This is a genomic window from Streptomyces sp. NPDC001536 (assembly GCF_042894505.1).
Classification (GTDB): domain Bacteria; phylum Actinomycetota; class Actinomycetes; order Streptomycetales; family Streptomycetaceae; genus Streptomyces.
Genome location: NZ_JBIAVQ010000006.1, coordinates 34465 through 58156 on the forward strand (window position 1 = coordinate 34465; position 23692 = coordinate 58156).

The 23692-nt window shown below is 71.9% G+C and carries 22 protein-coding genes and 1 riboswitch; of the genes, 9 read left to right on the forward strand and 13 right to left on the reverse strand.

Going from position 1 to position 23692, the window contains the following annotated elements:
* The first annotated feature begins 66 nt into the window (after nucleotides 1–66).
* The gene (locus ACFY0U_RS17990) at nucleotides 67–2631 is read left to right on the forward strand and encodes a CHAT domain-containing protein (RefSeq protein WP_388637181.1); all 2565 of its coding nucleotides are present in this window, start codon (nucleotides 67–69) and stop codon (nucleotides 2629–2631) included.
* Between the two features lie 89 nt (nucleotides 2632–2720).
* On the opposite strand, the gene ACFY0U_RS17995 is transcribed toward ACFY0U_RS17990, so the two are convergent.
* The gene (locus ACFY0U_RS17995; RefSeq protein WP_388636326.1) at nucleotides 2721–4514 is read right to left on the reverse strand and encodes a LuxR C-terminal-related transcriptional regulator; all 1794 of its coding nucleotides are present in this window, start codon (nucleotides 4512–4514) and stop codon (nucleotides 2721–2723) included.
* Between the two features lie 94 nt (nucleotides 4515–4608).
* On the opposite strand from ACFY0U_RS17995, the gene ACFY0U_RS18000 reads away from it, so the two are divergent.
* Nucleotides 4609–5694 (forward strand): M12 family metallopeptidase, encoded by a 1086-nt coding sequence (locus tag ACFY0U_RS18000; protein WP_388636328.1) that lies wholly within the window; start codon nucleotides 4609–4611, stop codon nucleotides 5692–5694.
* Between the two features lie 110 nt (nucleotides 5695–5804).
* Here ACFY0U_RS18000 and ACFY0U_RS18005 read toward each other — a convergent pair whose 3' ends face one another.
* Entirely contained in the window at nucleotides 5805–6680 is an 876-nt protein-coding gene (locus ACFY0U_RS18005) for a sulfurtransferase (protein ID WP_388636330.1), read from the reverse strand.
* 371 nt (nucleotides 6681–7051) lie between these two features.
* Between ACFY0U_RS18005 and ACFY0U_RS18010 the strand changes: the two genes are divergently transcribed.
* From ACFY0U_RS18010 to ACFY0U_RS18030, 5 genes are all read left to right on the forward strand, one after another.
* Entirely contained in the window at nucleotides 7052–7972 is a 921-nt protein-coding gene (locus ACFY0U_RS18010) for an ABC transporter substrate-binding protein (protein WP_388636332.1), read from the forward strand.
* Nucleotides 7973–8089: 117 nt separating this feature from the next.
* Nucleotides 8090–9118: an ABC transporter substrate-binding protein gene (locus ACFY0U_RS18015; protein ID WP_388636334.1), complete on the forward strand. Its 1029-nt coding sequence runs from the start codon at nucleotides 8090–8092 to the stop codon at nucleotides 9116–9118.
* On the forward strand, nucleotides 9118–9876 hold the full coding sequence (locus ACFY0U_RS18020; RefSeq protein WP_388636336.1) for an ABC transporter permease: 759 nt from the start codon (nucleotides 9118–9120) through the stop codon (nucleotides 9874–9876). Before ACFY0U_RS18015 ends, ACFY0U_RS18020 begins: the two co-directional genes overlap by 1 nt.
* A complete protein-coding gene (locus tag ACFY0U_RS18025; RefSeq protein ID WP_388636338.1) occupies nucleotides 9873–10634 on the forward strand; it encodes an ABC transporter ATP-binding protein in 762 nt (253 codons plus the stop codon). The genes ACFY0U_RS18020 and ACFY0U_RS18025 overlap by 4 nt, the downstream gene beginning before the upstream one ends.
* Entirely contained in the window at nucleotides 10631–11740 is a 1110-nt protein-coding gene (locus tag ACFY0U_RS18030) for a phosphotransferase enzyme family protein (protein WP_388636340.1), read from the forward strand. Before ACFY0U_RS18025 ends, ACFY0U_RS18030 begins: the two co-directional genes overlap by 4 nt.
* Here ACFY0U_RS18030 and ACFY0U_RS18035 read toward each other — a convergent pair.
* Nucleotides 11689–12504, reverse strand: a complete 816-nt coding sequence (locus ACFY0U_RS18035; protein WP_388636342.1) for a TauD/TfdA dioxygenase family protein — start codon at nucleotides 12502–12504, stop codon at nucleotides 11689–11691. The genes ACFY0U_RS18030 and ACFY0U_RS18035 overlap by 52 nt on opposite strands.
* Nucleotides 12505–12763: 259 nt before the next feature.
* Between ACFY0U_RS18035 and ACFY0U_RS18040 the strand changes: the two genes are divergently transcribed.
* Nucleotides 12764–13279 (forward strand): AAA family ATPase, encoded by a 516-nt coding sequence (locus ACFY0U_RS18040; RefSeq protein ID WP_388636344.1) that lies wholly within the window; start codon nucleotides 12764–12766, stop codon nucleotides 13277–13279.
* 9 nt (nucleotides 13280–13288) lie between these two features.
* Nucleotides 13289–13537, forward strand: coding sequence for a hypothetical protein (locus tag ACFY0U_RS18045; protein WP_388636346.1), 249 nt, complete (start codon nucleotides 13289–13291; stop codon nucleotides 13535–13537).
* Between the two features lie 97 nt (nucleotides 13538–13634).
* On the opposite strand, the gene ACFY0U_RS18050 is transcribed toward ACFY0U_RS18045, so the two are convergent.
* The 10 genes from ACFY0U_RS18050 to ACFY0U_RS18095 all read right to left on the reverse strand — a co-directional run bounded on the left by ACFY0U_RS18050 (nucleotide 13635) and on the right by ACFY0U_RS18095 (nucleotide 23635).
* Nucleotides 13635–14774 carry an LLM class flavin-dependent oxidoreductase gene (locus ACFY0U_RS18050; protein ID WP_388636348.1) on the reverse strand — a complete coding sequence of 380 codons (1140 nt, stop codon included), beginning with the start codon at nucleotides 14772–14774 and terminating at the stop codon, nucleotides 13635–13637.
* Nucleotides 14767–15840 (reverse strand): LLM class flavin-dependent oxidoreductase, encoded by a 1074-nt coding sequence (locus ACFY0U_RS18055; protein WP_388636350.1) that lies wholly within the window; start codon nucleotides 15838–15840, stop codon nucleotides 14767–14769. The genes ACFY0U_RS18050 and ACFY0U_RS18055 overlap by 8 nt, the downstream gene beginning before the upstream one ends.
* On the reverse strand, nucleotides 15837–17213 hold the full coding sequence (locus tag ACFY0U_RS18060; protein ID WP_388636352.1) for an NtaA/DmoA family FMN-dependent monooxygenase: 1377 nt from the start codon (nucleotides 17211–17213) through the stop codon (nucleotides 15837–15839). The genes ACFY0U_RS18055 and ACFY0U_RS18060 overlap by 4 nt, the downstream gene beginning before the upstream one ends.
* 22 nt (nucleotides 17214–17235) lie before the next feature.
* Nucleotides 17236–18486: an LLM class flavin-dependent oxidoreductase gene (locus tag ACFY0U_RS18065; RefSeq protein WP_388636354.1), complete on the reverse strand. Its 1251-nt coding sequence runs from the start codon at nucleotides 18484–18486 to the stop codon at nucleotides 17236–17238.
* 33 nt (nucleotides 18487–18519) lie between these two features.
* Entirely contained in the window at nucleotides 18520–18648 is a 129-nt protein-coding gene (locus ACFY0U_RS18070; RefSeq protein WP_388636356.1) for a putative leader peptide, read from the reverse strand.
* On the reverse strand, nucleotides 18645–19379 hold the full coding sequence (locus ACFY0U_RS18075; protein WP_388636358.1) for a GNAT family N-acetyltransferase: 735 nt from the start codon (nucleotides 19377–19379) through the stop codon (nucleotides 18645–18647). Before ACFY0U_RS18075 ends, ACFY0U_RS18070 begins: the two co-directional genes overlap by 4 nt.
* Nucleotides 19380–19398: 19 nt before the next feature.
* Entirely contained in the window at nucleotides 19399–20421 is a 1023-nt protein-coding gene (locus ACFY0U_RS18080; RefSeq protein ID WP_388636360.1) for an ABC transporter substrate-binding protein, read from the reverse strand.
* A 64-nt stretch (nucleotides 20422–20485) separates the two neighbouring features.
* Nucleotides 20486–21274, reverse strand: a complete 789-nt coding sequence (locus ACFY0U_RS18085; protein ID WP_388636362.1) for an amino acid ABC transporter ATP-binding protein — start codon at nucleotides 21272–21274, stop codon at nucleotides 20486–20488.
* Nucleotides 21271–22254 carry an amino acid ABC transporter permease gene (locus ACFY0U_RS18090; RefSeq protein WP_388636364.1) on the reverse strand — a complete coding sequence of 328 codons (984 nt, stop codon included), beginning with the start codon at nucleotides 22252–22254 and terminating at the stop codon, nucleotides 21271–21273. Before ACFY0U_RS18090 ends, ACFY0U_RS18085 begins: the two co-directional genes overlap by 4 nt.
* A 355-nt stretch (nucleotides 22255–22609) precedes the next feature.
* Nucleotides 22610–22717: riboswitch (SAM riboswitch) on the reverse strand.
* Nucleotides 22718–22756: 39 nt separating this feature from the next.
* Nucleotides 22757–23635 (reverse strand): glutathione S-transferase C-terminal domain-containing protein, encoded by an 879-nt coding sequence (locus tag ACFY0U_RS18095; RefSeq protein WP_388636366.1) that lies wholly within the window; start codon nucleotides 23633–23635, stop codon nucleotides 22757–22759.
* Nucleotides 23636–23692 lie beyond the last annotated feature (57 nt).

Consider the following 23692-nt stretch of genomic DNA (forward strand, 5'->3'; position numbering starts at 1 on the left):
ACCACCCGGGCCACTACCATCCGTTGAGTGACGGCGAGAAGCGACTCGGTTCTCGAACTGCTGCCCATGGTGTTCGCCGCCCCCAACCAGGCGCTGGCGAGGGCGGAAGAGGTACTCGGCTCCGATCCCCTACCGCTGCACGCCTCCGTCGCCCACCAGGTCATCGGCATCTGGCAACGGGACTGGGGCGACCTGAGGATCGCCCTGGAGCATCTGCGGCGCGCCCGCGATCTCGCGGCGCGTGCGGAGTCGGCCGACCGCGAGGCCGATGTGCTGGCCGCGCTCGGTGTGGCGCTGGTGCACGCGGGCCGGACCCGGGAGGGCCTGGACGCGCTGGAGCGGGGTGTCGCGATCGGCAGCGGACACACGCGTGCGCGTGTCCTGTTCCGCCGTGCCTTCGCCTCATGGGTGCTGGGCCGGCACCGGGAGGCGCTGGAGGACGTACGGCGGGCGATCCCCGTGCTGCGGCAGGCGGACGACGTGATCTGGACCGCGCGGGCGCTCACCCTGCGCGCGACCGTGCATCTGGCGCTGGGCGCGGTGGAGCGGGCGGACGCCGACTTCACCGCGGCCGAGGCGCTGTGGGACACCACCGGGCAGGACCACGACAAGGCGGACGTGGTGGAGAGCCGGGGGCTGGCCGCGTTCCGGTCCGGGGACGTCCCGGTCGCGCTGCGGCTGCTGGACGAGGCCGAGGAGCGGTACGCCAAGCTCGGCACGCCGTCCTTCATGCTGTACATCCGGCGCTGCGAGGTCCTGATGGCCGCCGGGCTGGTGCCGGAGGCGCTGGCCGAGGCGGACGCGGCGATCGGGGTCCTCGACCGGATCGGCGGGCAGTCCACGCGCAAGGCGGAGCTGCTGCTGGCCGCGGCGCGGGCCGCCCGCCTCGCGGGAGATCCGCACACGGCGATCGCGCGGGCCGCGCTCGCGGTGCGGCTGTTCGCCGGGCAGCGGCGGCCCTGGTGGGAGACGCATGCCCGTCTTGTGCTGATCGAGGCGCGGGTCATGGCCGGGCGCGGTTCGGGGCGGCTGGTGGCCGACGCGGCCGAAGTGGCCGAGCGGCTGGCCTCGTTCGGCGCGCCGGCCGCGCCGGAGGCGTCGTTGCTCGCGGGCCGGATCGCGCTCGGGCTGGGCTGGACGGCCGACGCGGAACGGCATCTGGCGGTCGCGGCCCGCAGCAGGCACAGCGGTCCGCCGCTGGCCCGGATGACGGGCTGGGCGGCGCAGGCGCTGCGGGCCCGGGCGGCCGGGTCGGGGCGGGGTGTGCTGGAGGCCTGCCGGCGCGGCCTGGACGTGCTCGACGACCACCGGATGACGCTGGGCGCGGCGGAGCTGCGGGCCCGGGCCACCGCCCAGGGCGCCGAACTGGCCGCGCTGGCCCAACGGGCCAGTCTCGACTCCGGTCCGCGCCGGCTGCTGGTGTGGAGCGAGCGCTGGCGGGCCACCGCGCTGTCCACGCCGCCCACCCGCCCGCCGGCCGATCCGACGCTGCTGGGCGACCTGACGGCGTTCCGCGAGATCGCGGCCCGCGCGGAGGAGGCCCGCATGGAGGGCCGTCCCGTGCCGGCGCTCGATCGCGAACAGCGCCGGCTGGAGCGGGAGATCCGCTCCCGGACCCTGCACATCCGCGGGGACGCGCCCGGCTACGGCAGCCGCTTCGACCCGGCGCGGCTGCTGGAGCGGCTGGGGGACGACGTACGTCTGGTCGAACTCGCCGTGCTGGACGGGCGGGTCCAGGTGCTGCTGTGCGGGCAGGGGCGGGTGCGGCGGTTCGAGGCGGGGCTCCTGGCGGACGCGGAGACCGAGGCCGAACATGTGCAGGCGGGGCTGCGGCGGCTGGCCCACCCCGGGGCGGAGGCGCGGCTTCCGCTGGTGGCGGAGGCGGGGCGGCGGCTGGAGGAGCTGTTGCTCGGTCCGGCGGCGGCGCAGCTCGGGTCCGGTCCGGTCGTGGTCGTTCCCCCGGGGCGGCTGCACCGGGTGCCGTGGGCGCTGCTGCCGTCGCTGCGGGAACGGGTGCTCAGTGTGTCGCCGTCGGCGAGCGGCTGGCTGCGGGCCCGGGAGACCGAGCCGCCGCCCGGTGGGCGCCAGGTGCTGGTGCGGGGGCCGGGGCTGGCGACCGAGGGCGCCGAGGTGCCCGAACTGGCGGACCGGTACGGCGGTTCGACGGTGCTGGAGGACGACGAGGCGCGCGTGCCGCGGGTGCTGGAGGAGCTGGACGGGGCCGCGCTCGCGCACATCGCCGCGCACGGCACCTTCCGGGCCGACAGCCCGCTCTTCTCGTCGCTGCGGATGGCGGACGGGCCGCTCATCGTGCACGACTTCGAGCGCCTGGACCGCAGCCCGTACCGGATCATCCTGTCCTGCTGCGACACCGCCCGCTTCGCGTCGGTCGGCGCCGACGAACTCCTCGGCCTGGTCACCGCACTGCTGCCACTGGGCACCGCGGGCGTGGTGGCGTGCACGGCCCCCGTCAACGACGCCGCGGTGGTACCGCTGATGCTCGCGCTGCACAAGGGGCTGGACGCGGGGCTGTCCCTGGCGGAGGCCCTGCGCGACGCACGGGCGGCACTGCCGGGTGATGCCACGCACCAGGCCACGGGGTGGGCGTTCTCGGCGTTCGGCGCGGCCTGACGCCCCGAGCCGCGAAGGCGGGGCGAAGGAATGTGGCGGCCTGACCCCTCCCCCGATCACGGGGGTCAGACCGCCGGTCTGTGGGCCGGCTAGGCCGGCTGTGCGTCGGGCAGTTCCACGAGCCAGGGCAGGGCGCCGCGGCCGCCCGCGCCGAGGCGGGCGTACGCGCTGTAGAGGTGGTTGCCGACGGTGCGGATGGACAGGGTCAGCTTCTCGGCGATCTGGCGGTTGCTGAGGCCCGCGGCCGCGAGGGTGACGATCTGCCGTTGACGGGCGGTGAGTTCACCGAGGACGAGACCGGACAGGGCCGGGGTACGGGCGCCCTGGCAGCGGCGGGCCAGGGCGACCGCGCGGGTGCGTGAGGTGCGGGCGGCGCGTGGGTCGCGGTGCACGTGCACGGCCTGAGCGCTGGCCTCGGCGGCGAAGAGCAGGAACCCGCGCTCCTCCAGCCGTTCGGCCGCCCGGTCCAGGGCGGGCCCGTCCCCCCGGGCGAGCGCGTCGGCGTGCAGCGCGAACACCCCGCCGCCGGGCGGCTCTCCGGGCGCTCCCAGGCGTACGGCGTCGTAGGCGTCGGTGACCGCCTCCAGCGCCGTGTCGAGGTCGCCGCGCGCGGCCGCCAGCCAGGGCGCCGTCCGGGGGTCGGTGCGCACCTGGGTGTCCGCGTCGGGGTCGGTCATCTCGCCGGACTGCAGGACGGCCAGGGCGAGTTCGGCACGGCAGGCCGGATCGCCCGCCGTGTCCCGCAGCCCCTCCCTCGCCCAGGCCGCCGCCTCCCGCAGCTCTCCCCGCAGCCGCGCGAACCCCGCCCGCACGGCCGCGTACCAGGACGGCACCGACGCACCCTCCGCGACGAGCCACTCGCCCACGGGTGCGCACGAGGTGCGTACGTCGGCCCGCTCCATCCGCCGCGACAGCTCGGCCGCCTCGTCCTCCAGGGCCGCCTTGCACTGCTCCGGCGTACGCGCGAGCCGCCGCGCCTTCAGCCGGCCGGCCGCCGCCCGCAGCACCGGACCGTGCAGGGGGTGGGCGAGGCGTACGCCGCCGTGGTCGTCGACCCGTACCAGTCCCTCGGCCTCCAGGTCCTCCAGCACCCGCAGGTCGAGTCCGTCCATGTCCAGTGTCAACGGCTCGGCGAACGCGAGGAGTTCGAGCGTCTCGCGGTCCGCCCGGTCCAGGACGCCGGCCGTCCGCTCCCGCACGGTCGCCGTCACGGGCACCGGCCCACGCCACGCCCACTCGTCCGAGCCCGGCAGCCGTATGAGCAGCCCGCCTTCCCGTACGGCACCGACCACCTCGCGCAGCAACCGCAGGTCCCCGAGGCACAGTCGGTGCAGCCGGTTCACGGTGAGCGGCTCCAGGCCGCCGCCGACGCCCGCCGCCAGCAGCTGGGCCGTCTCCTCGTGGGGTAGCGGCTCCAGGGCGAGTCGGGGCAGCAGTTCGCCGGTCCACAGGCGGGACACCGCGCCGGGGACGGGGGTGCCGTCCGTGGCCACCACCAGGAGCCGGGTGCGGCCGTGCACCGCGAGCTGGTGGACCAGGGCGGCCGAGGCGTCGTCGAGCAGGTGTGCGTCGTCGACCAGCAACAGCCGTACCGCGGACAGCAGTTGGACGGCCCGGTGCAGCGAGACCGTCTCGGGCAGCAGATGGGCGAACGCGGCGAAGGGGATGTGCCGGGTCTCCGGCGTCCCGGCCACCCTGGCGCAGTCGGTGCCGCGTACGGCCTCCGTGACGAGCCGGGTCTTGCCGCAGCCCTCCGGGCCGGTCACCACGATGCCGTGGTGACCTGCGGCCGAGGACCGGCGGATCAGCTCCAGTTCGTCCTCCCGGCCGGTGAACGGCCAGGGCAGTTCCAGGGTCTTCGCATCGCGTTCGAAAGTCGTCACGCCTACAAGAGCCCGAGTACTCACGCCTGATACACAGGGACTTGAGTAGCCCTCGACTCAGGCGCCCGCGGAGCACCGACGGCACTCTTGGCGCATGACCTCCCGCTACTGCTCCCTCGCGCAGCAGCCGGCCCCCGCCTTCGCACCGGGGCTGGCCGCCGAGAGGCTCAGTGCGCTCATCGGCGGAAGCCGGATGTGGGTCAACAACACCGTGCTGCACTACCACTTCTTCGACGGCGAGTCCGATGCCTCGGTCATCGCCGTGCCCGGCAGCGGGGCGACCCGACGGGTGTCGTGGGTCGGCGCCAAGGAGCAGCGGGACGTCGTGCGCGAGTGCTTCCAGGAGTGGCAGGACCTCGGTGTCGGCGTCACCTTCGCCGAGGTGGCCGACCGCGGCGAGGCGGAACTGCGCATCGGGTTCCAGCTCGGCGACGGCTCCTGGTCGACCGTGGGCAAGGACGCGCTGCGGGTCGGACTGCACGAGCGGACGATGAACTTCGGCTGGGACCTGACCGCGCCCGGGGAGCGCGGGACGGCCCTGCACGAGATCGGGCACGCGCTCGGCATGCACCACGAGCACCAGAACCCGTTCGCCGGGATCCACTGGGACGACGAGGCCGTCTACGCCGACCTGGCGGGCCCGCCGAACTTCTGGACCCGGGACCGGACGTTCTTCAACATCCTGCGCAAGCTCGACGGGCGCGAGGTGAACGGTTCGGTCTGGGACCCGCAGTCGATCATGGAGTATCCGTTCTCGGCAGGACTGATCCTGGAGCCGGAGCAGTTCCGCGCGGGTCTCAACCCGCCCGGCACGCTCTCGCCCTGCGACAAGGAGTACGTCCTGCGCTGGTACCCGCCGGCCGGCCCGTCGCGGCCGCCCACGCTGGTGCCGTTCCGTTCGGCCCCGCTCGGTCTCGGCCCGGGCGAGCAGGCCGACTTCACCGTCGAGCCGCCGGAGACCCGCGAGTACAGCGTGGGCACCTTCGGCGACAGCGACACCGTCGTGGTGGTCTTCGAGGAGAGGGACGGGGAGCCCCGCTATCTCGCCGGCCAGGACGACGGAGGAACACCGCACAACGCCACCGTCAAGGCCCGTCTCGTCAAGGGCCGTCGATACTTCGTCCGTGTGCGCCTGTACTCCGCGTGGGGTTCGGGGGAAACCGCGGTCATGTGCTGGTGACAGCGCGTACAGACCGCACACGGGCGATGCCGGCCACTGTCCGGCGCCGGGGGAAGCGGCGGCGACAGTCTCCTTCGGGGGAGGGAGACTGTCGCCGCCCACGGCATGTTTCAGAACTCCAGGGGAAGTTCCGGGTCCTTGGACCACTCCTCCAGCGAACCGTCGTAGAGCGACACGTCCTCGCGCCCCAGCAGCGTCAGGGCGAGCGCCGCGCCCGCCGCCGAGATGCCGCCGCCGCAGTACAGGACGACCGGCGAGTCCTCGGCGCCGAGCACCGTGCCGACCCTGGCGGCGAGTTCGGGGCCGGGCAGCACGCGGCCCGCGGGGTCCAGAAGTTCGCGTCCGGGGAGGCTGCGACTGGCGGGGATGTGGCCGCGGCGGGTGTAGCGGGTGGGGGCGGTGCCGTCGAAGCCGCCGGTCGGCAGGGCGCACACCAGGGTGCCGGGGCGTTCCCCGCGGCTGATGGCGGCCACCTCGTCGAGGTCGGTCCACAGTTCGGGGCGCGGGACGGGGGTCACGGGCGTGACGGCGGGGGCCGGTTGCGCGTCCTCACCTGAGGTCAGGGGGTGCCCGGCCGCCTCCCACGCCGCCAGGCCGCCGTCGAGCACGGCGGCCGGTACGGAGATGGCGCGCAGCATCCACCACAGCCGGGCCGCCCAGATGCCGCCGCCGTCGTCGTACACCACGACCGCGCTGCCCTCCCCCACACCGAGCGCGGCGAGTGCGCCGGCCAGTGCCCCGGGGGCCGGTACGGCGAAGTGGTAGGGCGCGTCATGGTCGGAGAGGTCGCCGGTCAGGTCGGCGTGGCGGGAGCCCGGGAGGTGCCGCTCGGCCCATTCCGCGCGGCCGCTCGTACACCGGTAGTCGCCGTCGTGCCGGGGTGAGGGCAGCAGGGCGGTGGCGTCCAGGACGACCAGACGGGGGTCGTCGAGGCGGGCGGCGAGCCAGGTGTCGTCGACAAGGGGGCCGGGCAGCAGGGAGGTCATGGCGGCCGATGGTACGCCCGTGAGCTGGGCGTCTCGCCCGTCGAGCAAGGTCATCCCATATTCCGGACCTCGCTTGCACAGCATCCCGGGCATGCGGTTATGGTTTCGGCCATCTACGCGGGAGCCCCTACCCGGCTGGGCTGAGAGGGCGTCTGGGATCCGTTCGGTTCGAACGCGGTCCCCATGGGGACGCCGACCGCACCAACCACGCCATCCAGGCGTCCCGCGTAGGAGTTCACGTGTCCGCAGCAGTCGAGCCGAAGCGACCGGTGTCCCACACCCCGGTGCGCTGCTCCTGTTGTTGTCGCTGACCCTCCCGCACCCCTCTCACCGTTCACCGCGCGCTCGCGCACCTCCTTCGGAGTACCCCCATGCCGCACATCCGGGTCATGCTCGACTATTTCCACCCTTGGCCGAATTCAGCCGGTCTGTATGTCTCTCGCGCTCGCGGCTGGTTCGCCGAGGCGGGTCTCGACGTGGAGCTGGTGGTGCAGGACCCGGGCCGCGGGGACACGCTGGAGTACCTGGCCCGGGGCGAGGTGGACTTCGGGATCTTCCCGCCGAACCGGCTGCTCGCCCGCCGTGCCGAGCACGGCCAGCCGCTCATCGCTGTGGCGGCCGTCAACCACCGTGGCCTGGAGGCGATCCAGACGACGACCTCGACGGGCATCACCCGCCCCCGTGACCTGGAGGGCCGCCGTATCGCCCTCAACCCGACCCCGCGCGGCCGTGCGATGGTCCGCCACCTGGTCGCGGCCGACGGCGGCGACCCGGACGCGGTGATCACCGTCGACGCGGGCACCCGCGAGCTGACCGTGGACGACATCGAGGCGGGCGAGGCCGACGCCACCTTCGGCACCTACTGGTCCTGGGACGCGCTGCGCGGCCATCTGCCCGAGGAGCGCCGGGTGACCTGGCCGGTGGACGAGATCGGCGCACCCCGCTACCACAGCTACCTGCTGGGCACGAGCGAGCGGCTGCTCGCCGAACAGCCGTCTCTCGTACGGGACTTCCTGGCCGTGACGGCCCACGGCTACGCGGCCGCCGCCCGGGAACAGGACCGCACCCTGGAGCTCCTGGAGGGCGTGATCCCGTATTTCCCGCGCCCGCTCATCGCCCGTTCCCTTGCCCTGATCGCACCGACCTGGACGGACGCGGACGGCCGCTGGGGCGTCATCGACACCTCCCGGATGGGCCCGTACGCGCACTGGCTCGCGGAGAACGGTGCCCTCGCCCACGACCGCGACTGGGACCGCTCCTTCACCAACGGCCTGCTGGACGTGGCCGCGTGACCCTTCTGCCCCGGCTGACCCGGCGGCTGGCCGTCGACTTCAAGCGGGTGGCGAGCGCGCTGTGTCGGGCGTGACCGCCCCTCACCGCCGCCCTCCCCTCCGCACGAAGGACCTGTCATGCACCGCCGCACCCTCCTGTCCGTCATGGCCGCCGGCGCCCTGCTCGGCGCCACCGGTTGCGCCGCCGACTCCTCGGCCGCCGCGAAGGACGGCACCACCACCATCACCCTCGCCCTGGACTGGACGCCCAACACCAACCACACCGGCATCTATGTCGCCCAGGCCAAGGGCTGGTTCGAGGACGCCGGGATCGACCTCAAGATCGTGCCCTACGGCTCGACCGCGCCCGAGACACTGCTCGCCGCTCACAAGGCCGACTTCGGCATCTCCTATCAGGAGGGCGTGACGACCGCGCGGGCAGCCGGCGCCGACATCACCTCCGTCTACGCGGTCACGCAGAAGACGAACGTCACCATCGCGGTGCGCGCCGACCGCGAGGACATCGGCTCCCCGAAGGACCTCGACGGCAAGACCTATGCCGGGTTCGGCGCCCCCTACGAGAAGCCGCTGCTCCAGAAGGTCATCCAGAACGCGGGCGGCGAGGGCGACTTCAAGCAGGTCACCCTCAACACCTCGGCGTACGCGGCGCTTTACGCGGGCAAGGCCGACTTCGCGATGCCGATGCCGACCTGGGAGGGCCTGGAGGCGGAGCTGAGCGGCAAGCCGCTGAAGAACTTCCAGCTGTCCGACTACGGCTTCCCGGCGATCTACTCGACACTCGTGGCGTCCTCCGACCGGTTCCTGAAGAAGAACCCGACCCTCGCCAAGAAGTTCCTCGCGGCGCTCGACAAGGGCTACCGCTACGCGGCCGACCACCCCGACCAGGCGGCCGATCTGCTGATCTCCGAGAACAAGGGCGTCCTGACCAACACCGAGCTGGTGAAGAAGAGCGAGGCGCTGCTGGCCAAGGAGTACTACAAGGCGGCGGACGGCACGATCGGCACCCAGAGCGCCGAGCGCTGGCAGGCGTTCGCCGACTTCGAGTACAAGGCGGGGCTGCTGGTCGACGCGGACGGCAAGAAGCTGACGAAGGCCCCGGACGCCTCGGAGTTCTTCACCGACGCCTACCTCCCGGCCGCGAAGTGATGCCGCTGCTGCGGTCGTTGTGGCCGCCGCTGCTGGTGCTGACCGTGGTGGTCGGCGGCTGGCAACTGTACGTGAGCGCCGCCGGGGTCGATCCGACGACACTGCCGTCCCCCGCCCGAGTGGTCGAGCAGGGCTGGGCGAACCGCGAGGACCTGTGGGCGCAGACCGTGCCCACCCTCCAGGAGACCCTCCTCGGCTTCGCGCTGTCGTTCGCGTCGGCCTGGCTGGTCGCCGTGCTCCTGGACTTCTCGTCGGCGGCCCGGCGAGGCCTGTATCCGCTGCTTGTCGCCTCGCAGACCATCCCGATCGTCGCCGTGGCACCGCTGCTGATCATCTGGTTCGGCTTCGGGCTGCTCCCGAAGATGCTGGTGGTGACGCTGACGACGTTCTTCCCGCTGGCCGCCAACCTGGCCGCCGGGTTCGCGGCGACCGACCGCGAGGCGATGCGGCTGCTGCGCTCGCTGGGCGCGGGCCGGTGGCGGACGTTCCGGCTGGTGCGGGTGCCGAGCGCGATGCCGTACTTCTTCGCCGGGCTGCGGGTGAGCATCACCTACGCCGTCGTCGGCGCCGTGTTCGCCGAGTACGCGGGCGCCGAGGCGGGGCTCGGGATCTATATGCAGGCGCAGAAGAGCGCGTTCCGTACGGACCTGGTGTTCGCGGCGGTGGGGGTGACGGCGGCGCTGAGCATCGCGCTGTTCGGGGCCACGTATCTGGTGCAGCGGCTGGTGCTGCCGTGGGAGCGGAAGGTGGGCGAGTGAGCAGTCTGCGGATCGATGGCGTCGGCAAGTCCTTCGACGGACTGGAGGTGCTGAGGGACCTCGAACTCTCCGTCGAGCCCGGCGAGTTCGCGGCCGTGATCGGCCCCAGCGGCTCCGGCAAGAGCACCCTGTTCAACCTGGTCTCCGGTCTCGACCGGCCCACGTCGGGACAGGTCCTGGTGGAGGGCGAACCGGCCTCGGTGGCGTCCGGCAAGGTCGCCTACATGCCGCAGAAGGACCTGCTGTTCCCGTGGCGGACCGTCCTGGACAACACGGCGCTGGGTCTCGAAGCGCAGGGAGTGCGGCGGAAGGAGGCACGGGCGCGGGCCGACGCACTGTTCGCCGACTTCGGGCTCGACGGCTTCCAGAAGGCGTATCCCTCCCAGCTCAGCGGCGGGATGCGGCAGCGGGCCGCGCTGCTGCGCACGGTGGTCCTTCAGCGGCCGGTGCTGCTGCTCGACGAGCCGTTCGGCGCGCTGGACTCGCTGACCCGGACCGAGATGCAGCTGTGGCTGGCCGGCATGTGGCAGCGCCACCGCTGGACCGTCGTCCTGGTCACCCATGACATCCGCGAGGCGGTCCTGCTCGCGGACACCGTCCACGTGCTGTCACCGCGCCCCGCCACCGTGGTGGACCGTATCGAGGTGCCGCTCCCCCGCCCGCGCGGCGAGGAGGACTTCACCACGCCCGAGTTCGCGGCGACCGAGCGCCGGGTCCTGGAGGCGCTGCGTGGCACAACGGCGGTGAGGACGGCGTGAGTTCGCATCAGGCACACGGCCTGGGCACCGACCCGGTCGAGCCCGACTGGGCGCCGCTCACCGACGCCGAGGTGACCGAGGTCGTCGGCCCTGCCCGGGTGGTGTGGCGCAGCCCGCGTCCGCTGTCGGCGGCGGCTGTCGTGGAGCGGGACGGGCGGCGGCTGTTCGTGAAACGGCACCACGCCACCGTACGAACCCTCGAAGGGCTGGCCGAGGAGCACGCGTTCCTGCGCCATCTGCGGGAGCGCGGCGCGCCCGTCGTGGAGGTGCTGGACGTGACGGCACGCGGCGAGTGGACGTACGAGGTCCACTCGACCGGCGCCGGCACGGACCTGTACCGCGACGCGCTGTCCTGGTCGCCGTTCCGGTCTGCCGCGCACGCGAGGGCGGCGGGCGAGGCGCTGGCGCGGCTGCATCTGGCGGCGGAGGGTTTCGATGCGCCGAGACGTCAAGTGCAGCCGCTGGTCGCCTCGTTCACGGTGTTCGCGGCGGAGGTTCCGTGGGCGGCGCTGGATCGGTACGTGGCGGAGCGTCCCCACCTGGCGGACGGTCTAAGGGATTTCGCCTGGCGTGAGGACACGGACCGTGTACTCGTGCCCCTCCACGAGGAACTGGCCCCGCACCTCCCCGGTCTGCTCCCCCTCTGGACCCACAACGACTGGCACGCCTCCAACCTGCTGTGGGACACCGACGGCCGGGTGGCCACCGTTCTGGACTTCGGCATGAGCGACCGCACGACCGCGGTCCACGACCTGGCCACGGCGATCGAACGGAACGCGGTGCAGTGGCTGCTGCCGGGCCACCCGGTACGCGAGGAGGACGCGGTCGCGCTCCTCGACGGCTACCAGTGCGTACGCCCCCTCTCCCCCGCCGAGTCCTCGGCGCTCCCCGCTCTACTGCCTTTGGTGCACGCGGAGTTCGCGCTCTCCGAGCTGGGCTACTTCCACGGCGTCACCCGCTCGCCGGCGAACACCCGGCTGGCCTACGCGTACTACGTGGGCCACGCCGAGTGGTTCGCGGGCCGCGACGGGCGGAGGCTGGTGGACCTTGTGGCCTACTCCGTGGGCGCCGGGCGCAGCGGCTCCACGGCGAGGACCTTGCGGTAGACGCGGGCACCGTCGCCGTAGTCGTCGACGGCGTAGTGCCAGGTCGCCTGGTTGTCCCACAGCACGAAGTCACCCGGCTGCCAGCCGAACCGGATCGTGTAGTTCGGCGAGGAGGCGTGCCGCAGCAGATGGTCGAGCAGGACCCGGCCCTCCTGCGGGGTGACTCCGGTGAGGCCCTGGGCCGAGGAGCTGATGAACAGGCCCTTGCGTCCGGTGAGGGGGTGTTCGAGGACCACCGGGTGCTCGACGGGGTCGCCCTGTGCCGTCCTCTTGCTGCCCTGGGCGTAGTTCTCCGCGTTGCCGTCGTAGACGGCCTTCACCGAGGCGAGGAGTTGCTTGAAGGGCTCGGAGAGATCGTCGTAGGCGGCCTGGAGGTCCGCCCACAGGGTGTGGCCGCCGAGTTCGGGGACCTCCTCGTAGACGAGGGACTCGATGGCGAAGACGGGGGTGCGCCACAGTCCGCCGATGTGCCAGGTGCTGGCCTTGCCGGTCTGGCGCACGTTGTACGGGTAGACGAGCGGGTTCTCGGGGTGGCGCAGGGCGGTCGGGTGGTCGAAGGGCTCGGCGAAGATCCTTACGGCTTCCACCTGCTGATCGGGCGTCAGATGCTGGCCGCGGAACACGAGGACCTTGTGCTCGGCGAAGGCGCGGCGCAGTTCGCCCGCGGTCAGGTCGTCGACGGGTCGGGTGAGGTCCACTCCGTCGATCTCGGCCCCGAAGCGGGGGCCTGCGCGGCGGATGTCGGGGCGTGCGGCAGTGGTCATGCCTGCTCCTCGGGCTGGGATGCGGAGAGGGTCGTCGTGCGGGGACGACGAGGCAGCCGGGCGCGACGAGGGGCGCCGGGATGCGGGCGGCGTCAGACGCGCGGACAGAAGGACGCGCCCATGCGCGCCAGGTCCACGTGCAGCCTGCGGAAGAACACCTGACCGGTCACCTCTTCACCGTAGGCACGCGGCTTCGGGAATCGCCAGGGCGTGGCATTGCGCCCGTATGAACATTCGCCGGCTGCGGCAGGATGACGGCATGCTCATCGTCGTCGGCGGCCTTCCCGCGTCCGGAAAGACCACCCTCTCCCGGCTCCTGGCCGCCCGTGTCGGGGCGGTGCATCTGCGGATCGACACCATCGAGCAGGCGATCGTGCGGTCCGGGCTCGCGGACCATCCGGTGGGGCCGGTGGGGTACGTCGTCGGATACGCCCTCGCCGAGGAGCAGTTGCGGCAGGGGCTGACCGTCGTCGCCGAGTCGGTCAACCCGCTGGCCGTCACACGGGACGCCTGGCGGGAGACCGCCGCACGGGCCGGTGTCGGGGTCGTCGAGGTGGAGGTGCGCTGTTCCGACCCCGTCGAGCACCGCCGTCGGGCCACCTCGCGGTCGGTCGATGTGCCGGGGCTGCCGTTGCCCGACTGGGAGGAGATCATCGGTCGGGAGTACGAGCCATGGGAGCGCGAGCGCGTGGTGGTCGACACCGCGGGGCAGGCACCCGAGGAGTCCCTGGACGTGCTGCTCGCGGCCGTTGCCGCCGCCGGCCCGCCCGCCTAGGATCCGCTCATGCTTGCTTCGGACGGCGGCACCGGCGATGAGCTGCGGCACTTCCTCCTGACGGTCCTGTGGCTGCTGCCGGTCACGGCGGGGCTGTGTGCGGTCTCCTGTGCCGTGTTCCTCGGCGCCGGGCGCAGGCTGCGCGCGGCCGGCGAGACACATGCCGCGACGGCCAAGGCCCGAAACGCCGTGGCAACCGGGATTCTCGCCGTGTTCCTCGCCGCCTGCTGGGGTGCCGCCGCCCTGGTGCTTCAGTAGCGAGCGGCCGTCCGGCGTGTCCGCCACCAACTCCCTTACATCCGGAGGGCCGTGCCGAGGAGGTGGCGCACGGTAGGGGCCTCGGCACGCCCGAGCATCAGCTCGACTGGGCGGAGTGACCTCGCTTTCGCCATTCGTTCGCGAGGAGTTCGTAGGAGCGCACTCGGTCGGTGTGGTCGTGGGTGATGGTTGTGATGAGCAACTCGTCGGCTGCGGTGGCCTCCTGGAGTTGTTCGAGACGGTCGGCGACCGTGGTAGGGGAGCCGGTGAACTGGGTGTCGAGGCGGTCCTGGACCAGCTCCCGGTCCTCGTCGGTCCATGTGTGGGCGCGGGCCTCGTCCGGCGTCGGGAACTCGATGGCGCCCTCGGCGGTGCGGATGCTGCGGACCCAGGGGCCGTAGCCGGTGGCCAGTTCGCGGGCGGTCTCGTCGTCCTCGGCGACGACGACGTCGGCGGAGACGCTGACGTAGGGCTTGTCGAGGGTGTCGGAGGGCTCGAAGAAGGAGCGGTAGCCGTCGACGGCTTCCAGGACGGTGGCCGGGCTCACGTGGTAGTTCGCGGCGAAGCGCAGGCCGCGCGCTCCCGCGACCTCGGCGCTCGTGCCGCCGCTGCTGCCCAGGATCCACAGCTCGACGTCGGCGCCCTCGCCCGGCACCACGTGTGCCTCGATGCCCTCCGGGGAGCGGTAGGTGCCGGCCAGCAGGGCGAGGATGTCGTCGATCTGCTCGGCGTACTCCTGCGACTCGGCGCCGGGCAGCAGGAGCAGCTTGCGCTGGAGGGCGATCCGGGGTGAGCCGAGGAGGCGGGCGAAGGAGAAGCGGGGCGGGATGAGCAGGCCGTTCGGGGCACGGCCGTCGACGACGGAGGAGGAGGTGGCCGCCTGCTCCGCCGGTGGCCGTCCGCCCGAGCGGCCCAGGCCCAGGTCGAAGCGGCCCGGGTGCAGGGCGTCGAGCAGGCCGAACTCCTCGACCGTGTTCAGCGCGGTGCGGTGACCGAGCTGGACGGCACCGGAGCCGAGCCGGATCGTGGAGGTCGCGGCGGCCGTCAGGGCGAGGACGACCGCCGGGGACGTGCCGGCCACACCCGGGTTGAGGTGATGCTCGGCGAACCAGTAACGGGCGTAGCCGAACCCCTCGGCCCGCTGGGCGAGGTCGATGGAGTTGCGCAGGGCGTCGGCGGCGGTGGAGCCGGTCGAGACGGGGACCAGGTCCAGGACGCCGAGGGGGATCTCAGGCATGGGCGGACTCCTCCAGTACGGGTCCCCAGGGGAACGGCGGATCCGGTATCTCGCGCCGCAGCACCGGGGCGACCTCGGACTGGAACAGCTCCAGCGAGTCCCGATGCTGAGTGTCCGTCAACCCGCTGGCGTCGGCGTGCAGATGCAGGACCGTGTGGCCGAACTGCTCGTGATAGCGCCGCACTTTGTCGATGACCTGCTGCGGGCTGCCGATCAGCGCGGAGCTGCGCTCGACGAAGTCCTCCACGGTCTCGAAGACCACCGGCAGCCCGAACTGCTTCTGGAACGCCAGGGTCGACTCGAAGATCGGCCGGTAGATCTTCAGCGCCTCCTGGGAGGTGGGCGTCACCAGGAGCCCGGCCGTCCCGGCGCCGACCGCGATCTTCGCCGGGTCGTGCCCGTAGTGCTCCCAGCGCTCGCGGTAGTGGCGGATCAACTCGGCATACGGCTCTATGGGGTTGGTGACGTTCGCCGAGAACAGCGGGTCGCCGTAGCGGGCCGCCAGGTCCACCGACTCCCTGCTGGTGGCGCTGCCGTGCCAGACCCGGATCGGCCGCTGGTAGGGCCTCGGCCACACCTCGGCGTCCGTCAGCTCCGGCCGGAAGCGGGTCTTGGCGGTGACCTTGTCCTGGCGCCAGATCTTCCGGAAGACCTCGTAGCTCTCGGCGTTGCGGTCCCACTGGTCCTCGGGCGTGACCTGGAACAGCTCACGCTGGGCGGTGCCGTTGCCCTTGCCGATGATCAGGTCGAGGCGGCCCTCGGAGAGGTGGTCGAGGGTGGCGTAGTCCTCGTAGGCGCGCACCGGGTCGAGCAGGCTCAGCGTCGTCACCGCCGTGAAGAGCCTGATGCGCTTGGTCAGGGCGGCTATGTGGCTGAGCACGACGGTCGGCGAGGAGGAGATGAACGGCCGTTCGTGCCGCTCCCCCACCCCGAAGCCGTCGAAGCCCAACTCCTCGGCCAGCACGGCGTTGTCGAGCACCTCGCGGAACCGGTCGTGCGTCGACTTCCGCACACCCGTGACCGGGTCCGGCCGGTGCACGATCAGCGTGATGGCGAGGAACTTCACGACGCCACTCGCTGCTCGCCCCGCGTCTCGTCCGGGTGGGTGAGGCCGAGATGGTCGCGCAGGGTCGGGCCCTCGTACTCGGTGCGGAAGACGCCCTGTTCCTGGAGCAGCGGGACGACCTTGTCGGCGAAGGCGTCGAGGCCGGTCGGGGTGATGTGCGGGACGAGGATGAAGCCGTCGCTGGCGTCCGCCTGGACGTAGTCGTTGATGGTCCTCGCCACCGTCTCCGGGGAGCCGACGAAGTTCTGCCGGTTGCCCTGCTCGATGACGAGGTCACGGATGGACCAGTTGTTGGCGGCGGCGAGCTCGCGCCATTCGCGGGCGGTGGCCAGCGGGTCACGGTACATCCGGACCTGGGCGCGGCCCTTGGCGATGTGGTCGCCGCTGACGTCCGGGTCGATGTCGGGGAGCGGTCCTTCCGGGTCGTAGGAGGACAGGTCCCGGTTCCAGACGAACTCCAGGTGCTTGAGGGCGGTGGCCCCGCTGACCTGCTGGCGGCGCACCTCCTTGGCGAGCTCCTCGGCTTCCTCGTCGGTGTCGCCGAGGACGAAGCTGGCGGCGGGCAGGATCAGCAACTCGTCATGGCGGCGGCCGTACTTCGCGAGGCGCTTCTTGACGTCCGTGTAGAAGGCCTGGCCTCCGTCCAGCGTGGCGTACCGGCTGAAGATGGCGTCGGCGCTCGACGCGGCGAACTCGCGGCCCTCCTCGGAGTCGCCCGCCTGGAAGATGACCGGGCGGCCCTGCGGCGAGCGCGGGACGTTGAACTGGCCGTGGATGTCGAAGTGTTGGCCGGTGTGGACGAAGGAACCGGCCTTGGCGTCGCGCAGGAACTGCCCCGAAGCCTGGTCGGCGAGGATCTCGTCGCCCTGCCAGGAGTCGAACAGTTCGTTCGCGGTGGCCAGGAACTCCTTCGCCCGGGAGTAGCGCTCCTCCTGCGGGAGGAAGCCGCCGCGGCGGAAGTTCTCGCCGGTGAAGGCGTCCCAGGAGGTGACCACGTTCCAGGCGGCGCGGCCGCCGGAGAGGTGGTCGAGGCTGGCGAACTGGCGGGCCACCTCGTAGGGCTCGTTGAAGGTGGAGTTGATGGTGCCGGTCAGGCCGAGGTGTTCGGTGACGGCGGCGAGCGCGGCGAGGATCGTGAAGGTGTCGGGGCGGCCGACGACGTCCAGGTCGTAGATCTTGCCGCCCTGTTCGCGCAGCCTCAGGCCCTCGGCGAGGAACAGGAAGTCGAACTTGGCGCGTTCGGCGGTCCGCGCGAAGTGGGCGAAGGAGCTGAACTCGATGTGGCTGCCGGCCTGGGGGTCGCTCCACACGGTGGTGTTGTTGACGCCCGGGAAGTGGGCGGCCAGATGGATCTGCTTCAGCGGCTTGGTCATGGCTCTGCGGGGTCCTTCCGGCTCAGGCGGCGGCGTAGCGGTTGGCGGGGCGGGCGAGGCCCAGCAGACCGCGCAGGGTGTCGGCCTCGTAGGCGGTGCGGAAGGCGTCGCGGCGCTGGAGTTCGGGGACCAGGCCGCGGGTGATGGCCGGGAGGTCGTGGCCGAGGACGGCGGGGCGCAGCCGGAAGCCGGTCAGACCGGCCGACTGGAACTCCTGGAGGAGGTCGGCGAGTTGGGCGGGGGTGCCGGTGAAGATGCGGGCGTCGCTGGTGAATGCACCGCCGTCGAGGGCATCCAGGCGCTCCTTGCGGGCCTCGGCCTCAGCCGGGTCCTCGTCGAGGAAGACCACCAGGTCACCGAAGACATGCAGAGGCTCGTCGGTCCGGCCCGCCGTCTCCTGCTCGGCGCGGATCTCCGCGACGATCGCCCGGGCCTGATCGGCGTCGAACGGGGTGACGTAGCCGACGTCGGCCTGGCGGGCCACCAGCCGGTACGGCACGGTCTGGTGCGCCAGTGCGCTGACCAGGGGCTGGCCCTGCGGCGGGCGCGGGGTGATGGAGGGGCCCTTGACGCTGAAGTGCCTGCCCTCGAAGTCGATGTAGTGCAGCTTGTCGCGGTCGATGAAGCGGCCGGTGGTGACGTCCCGGATCTCCGCGTCGTCCTCCCAGCTGTCCCAGAGCCGGCGGACGGCCTCGACGTAGTCGGCGGCCTCGTCGAAGAGGTCGCTGACGAGTTCCTGTCCGGCCGGGCTCTGGAGCTCTTCCAGGCTCAGCGGCGGGACGGTGCGGCGCCCGAAGTGGTCGGCCTCGTGGGGGCGGGGCGCGATCTGCACGCGCAGCCCGGCGCGGCCGGTGCTGACGTAGTCGAGGGTGGCGATCGCCTTGGAGATGTGGAAGGGCTCGGTGTGGGTGGCGATGACGGTCGGCACGAGTCCTATGTGCCGGGTCAGGGGCGCGACGCGGGAGGCGGTCAGTACGGCGTCCAGGCGGCCGCGGAGCTGGTCGGTGCGGCCGTCCAGTTCGCCGAAGACCGAGGACTGGAGGCCGAGGCCGTCCTCGAAGGTGACGAAGTCGAGCAGGCCGCGCTCGGCCTCGGCGACCAGGTCGGCCCAGTAGGCGGCGGTGAACACGTCCCGGGGGCGGGCGACCGGCTCGCGCCAGGAGGCCGGGTGCCAGCCGGTGCCGTCGAGGGCCACGGCGAGATGCAGGGAGGAAGAAGGGGACACGAGTGGGTGCCTTCCTGGAGATCCGTACGAGATCACCGGCCCGGGCATGCGGCACTCAGGGCACGGTGGCGGAGAAGGAGGTCAGGGGCGACAGAGGGCGCCGGCGACACGCTGGAGGTCGATGTACGGGCGGGAGTGCAGAAGGAGTTGGTGGGTGCTCAGCACGTCCCTGCCTCCCGCCCCGGTAGCACGCGTCTCGTCGTGACTCACAACACCCCGGCCCGCGGATCTGTTCCTGGTGTGCGCACCTGGAGGATGGTCGTACGACGGCGCAGGGTGAAGCCGATCGACTCGTACAGCCGGATCGCGGTGGCGTTGTTCGCGGCGGCGTGCAGGAACGGGGTCTCCCCGCGTTCCCTGATGCCCGCCGCGACCGCCCGCACAAGGCGGGTGCCCAGGCCCCGGCCGCGGTGGGCCGGGTCGGTGCAGACGGCGCTGATCTCGGTCCAGCCGGGCAGGTGGAGCCGTTCGCCGGCGAGGGCGACGAGCCGGCCCCGGTGCCGGATGCCGAGGTAGGTGCCGAGGTGGACGGTGCGGGCGAGGAAGGGACCGGGTCTGGTGCGGGCGACCAGGTCCAGGATGTCGGGTACGTCGTCGGGGCCGAGCCGTACGGCTTCCGGGGCGGGTTCGGCCCGCAGCCGGGTGTCGACGAGCTGGACGCCCTGGCCGCCACCGACGACGTCCCATCCGTCGGGGACGGTCTCGACTCCCTTGATCCGTGCGGTGGTTGCCGGGCCCAGCAGGGTGTGCAGGTCGGTCCAGGCGGCCGGGTCCGCCGGGTCGGCGAGCGCGGCGAACGCGTACACGTCCGCCGGATAGCGCGCCGCCCGGCCGACCCGTTCGGCGAAGGCCGCGTGCGGTCCGTCCAGGGCCGCCCAGACCGGGTTGTCCAGGAGACGGGTTCCGAGGGCGATCTGGGGGACCACGACGGCCTTTCTCACAGGGTGTTCTGACAGATGATCAGGAGTTGGTGAGCGGCAGCCCGGGCGGGTTCACCTCGGACTTGGCGACGGCGTCGCCGGAGATGTTCCAGGCCTTGAGCCACTGCGCGTACTGGCCGTTCTCGATCAGGTAGTTGATCGCGGCGGCGAGCGGCTCGGCGAGCCCGCTGCCCTTCTTGGCGGTCGCCGCGATCAGCCCCTGGAGGGACTCGCCCGCGCCGGAGAACTGGCCCGCGATCCGAGTCGCCTGGGGCGTGTTCGCGGTCTTCGTGGCGTGGTAGGAGAGGTTGGGGCTGGGACCGAAGTAGGCGTCGATCTTGCCGCTGTTCAGGGCCAGGTAGAGGCTGTTGCTCTCCTGGAAGTACTTGACGGTGAGGGGCTTCTTGCCCTCCTTGGCCAGCTTCGCCTTCCACTCCAGGAGGATCTTCTCCTGGTTGGTGCCGTTGCCGACGGAGACCGTCTTTCCGGCGAGGCTCTCGTAATTGCCGTCGAAGTTCCAGGTGTTGTCCTTCTTCACCTCCAGGGCGAGGTCGTCCTTGCGGTAGGAGGCGAACTCGTACTTCTGCTTGCGCTCCTCGGTGTCGGTGATGTTCGAGAAGCCGACGTCGACCTTTCCGCTGTCGATGCCGATGAACAGGTTCTCCCAGGTCGACTTGCGTACTTCCGGCTTGAGGCCGAGAACGGCGGCCACCAGGTTGGCGAGGTCGGGCTCGGAGCCGGTGAGCGTCTTCTGGTCGCTGCCGATGAAGCCGAGCGGCGGGCTGCCGGAGGGCAGGATGCCGGAGCCGATGACCAGCGTGCCCTTCTTCTTGATGGCGTCCGGGAGTTGGGCGCTGATGGACTTCACCTCGGCGACCTTGATGGCGGTCTCGGTGGCGGCGCCGTTGGACACCCGGCCCACGGTCACCGTGCCGGCGGTGTCGGTCGTGGTCGCGGCGTCGCTCTCGCCCCCGCAGGCGGTGAGCCCGGTGGCGAGGGTGGCGACGGCGGTGGCCGCGGTGATGCCCCGTATCAGGCTGCGTCGGGTGAACTGGGTAGGCATGACTGTCCTTTGTCACTGGGAGAGATGGTGAGGGTGCTGCCGTGGGGGGAAGTCGAGGGCGGTGTCAGAGCACCTTGCTGAGGAAGTCCCGGGTCCGCTCGTGCCGCGGCTGGTCCAGGACCTCGGCGGGCGGTCCCTGTTCGACGATCCTTCCGTCGTCCATGAAGACGACCCGGTCGGCGATCTCGCGGGCGAAGCCGATCTCGTGGGTGACGATCACCAGGGTGGTGCCGCTCTTCGCCAGGTCCTTGATGACGGCGAGGACCTCGCCGACCAGTTCGGGGTCGAGGGCGGAGGTGGGCTCGTCGAAGAGGATGACGCCGGGCCGCAGCGCGAGGGCGCGGGCGATGGCCACGCGTTGCTGCTGTCCGCCGGAGAGCTGCCGCGGGTAGGCGTCCGCCTTGTCGGCGAGTCCCACCCGGTCCAGGAGTTCGCGCGCGAGTTCCTGGGCCTGTGCCTTGTCGAGCTTGCCGGTCGCCACCGGGGCCGCCGCGACGTTCTCCAGCACGGTCAGATGCGGGAAGAGGTTGAAGTTCTGGAAGACGAACCCGATGCGGCTTCGCTGGGTGAGGATGGCACGCTCGCTCAGCTCCTTGAGACGCTCGCCCTGGCGTCGTACGCCGATCAGCTCGCCGCTGACGCTGACATAGCCGATCTCCGGCTTCTCCAGGTGATTGATGACCCGGAGCAGGGTGGACTTACCGGATCCGGACGGGCCGAGGATGACGGTGACCTCGCCGGGCCGCACGGTCAGGTCGACGCCGTCCAGGACCCGGTGGGCGCCGTACCACTTGTGCACGTCGTGCACCTCGACTGCGGCCGGCGCGGCCTTGACGGTCTCGGTGGTGGTCATACGGCGGCCTCCCTGCGGATGCGGGCCCGCAGGTCGGTGAGACCGGACCGCAGTTTCTGCAACGGCGTCGGCGGCAGGCTGCGGGTGGCGCCCCGGGCGTAGTACCGCTCGACATAGAACTGGATGACGGAGACGACGCTGGTGAGGATCAGGTACCAGACGGTGACGACCAGCAGCAGCGGCACGATGTCGCCGGGGTAGGTGGAGCCCATCGTCTGCGCGGTGCCGAACAGGTCGAGCAGGGACACGTAGAAGACCAGCGAGGTGGCCTTGATGAGGCCGATGAGCTGGTTGACGTAGTTCGGGGTGATGGAGCGCAGCGCCTGCGGGAAGACGATCCTGCGGAACTGGTAGCGCTTCGGCAGGCCGAGCGCGGCGGCCGCCTCGTGTTGGCCCTGGTCGACGGAGAGGATGCCGCCGCGCACGACCTCGGCCGCGTAGGCAGCCTCGTTGAGGCTGAGGCCGATGACGGCGACGGCCATGTCGGTGGCGAGCCGTGACTCGTCGAAGGTGAAGAACGCCGGTCCGAAGGGGACGCCCAGGCTGAGCGTCTGGTACAGGGCGCTGAAGTTGTAGAGGAACAGCAGGACCACGATCAGGGGTATGGAGCGCAGGGCCCAGATGTAGGTCCAGCTGACCGCGCGCAGGACCGGGCTCGACGACAGCCGGGCGAGGGCGAGCAGGATGCCGCCCAGAAGGCCCAGCACCGCGCTGTAGGCGGTGACTTCGAGGGTGATGAGCAGTCCGTCGAGGATCGTCGGCCGCAGGAACCAGTAGGCGAACCGGTCCCACTGGTAGAAGGGGTTGGACACCAGGCCGTGCACGAACTGGGCCGCGAGGACCAGGACGACGGCGGTGGCGATCCAGCGTCCGGGCCGCCGCAGCGGCAGAACTCGCTGTGCTGTCAGTGGCTTTGACGGGATGTCAGAAGTCTGCGGCGCCTCCGTTACGGAGACGGCGGTGCCTGGGGGTTCGCTCATGAGGGGCTCCGGCGGGATCGGATCCCCCGGACACGGGCGCACGGGACGTGGCTACGACGGCTCTGCTACGGCAGGTCGTGGCACACGGGGACGCACGGGAACCGGGGGCTGGGCGGACAACGGCACACCGCGCGGGCGGTGTTCGTCGGGAACGCTGGGGCTGCGGAGGGGGACGTCAGCCCCGACAGCGGGCTCGGCCCGGTGCGGTACACAGTGCGCTGTTCACGCGCAGGAGGTCGACGGCCCGGTCGGCGACGAGAAGGTTCGCGTACGGCCGTACGCAGCGCGAGGCGCGGCGGGTGGCCGTCCTGGCAGCTGCGTACATGTCCGTCACCGTGTCTTCCGGCCCGTGGGGCCCTCGCGCTTACCGATGTGTGTCGGTCCGGTCGTCACCTGGGGCACCCCACCGCGGAGCGAGGGTTGCCGGTCAGCTAGCCAGGGCTTGTCGCTGACGCTCATGACCGTTCTGGGGCGTAAGTTAAGACATCTGCCCGAACGGATGTCAATGCCGGTCCACCACGTGGGCAGTGTGCGCGGCCCAGTCGAGGATCTGCACGGCCGCACCGGCGGCCTCCAGGCCGCGGCAGTGGGCATGGTGGCGACGGGCGATGCCGTCGAGGTCGAGGTGCGCGCCGAAGGCGGGGTGCGCGGCCAGCCGGCGGGCGTACGCCCACAGGGCGGGGTGGGCGGCGATCCGCTGCACGGCGGAGGCGTCCAGGTGGTGGCGGTGCACGGTGTCGAGTTGGACCAGCGTGACCCACAACTCGACGTCTGCGGCGGTGATCTGATCCCGGATCAGATACTCGCGTCCGTCGAGCCAGCGCTCCAGCGAGGCCAGCGTCTCCAGCAGCTTGTCCAGCGCCGCGGCACGCGCGTCCGGGTCGGTGCCCGCCGTGCCCGCCTCCTGTGCGGCCTGCTCGATGCCCTGGGCGCACAGCCGCTCCACCGCCTCGGTCTCCGACTCCGCGCCGCACGGGTACAGCGCCGCACGGTCGCCGCCGAAGCGCCGGGCGAGGTCGCGCGTGATGTCCGGGGCATGGGTGCTGACGATGCGGCCCGACCAGTCGTCGCTGAGCACCGGCCCGACGGCGGCGCCCGTGTAGCGGTGCGCGCTGGCCTCGTAGAGCGGGCGCAGCGCGCTGTGGCCCCCGTCGGGACAGTCGGGGATCGCGTCGAGGAACGTCACGGGACAGGCGTCGTCGAGGCCGAGCAGCCCGTGGACGACGGCGATGCGCAGTCCGTCGGGACAGGCGGGTGACAGATGCAGCCGGTAGCGGCGCGGCACGGCGTAGTGCCCGCTGCGCGCGTCCCGGCCGATCCGGCCCCGGAACGCGGCGGTGGACTGCGCGGTCGCGGCAGGAGCGAGCGGTGTGACGGACATGGATCTCCCCGGGTGTGGGCGCGCGGACGTACGCGCGGCGGAAGCGACGTCGGGCCA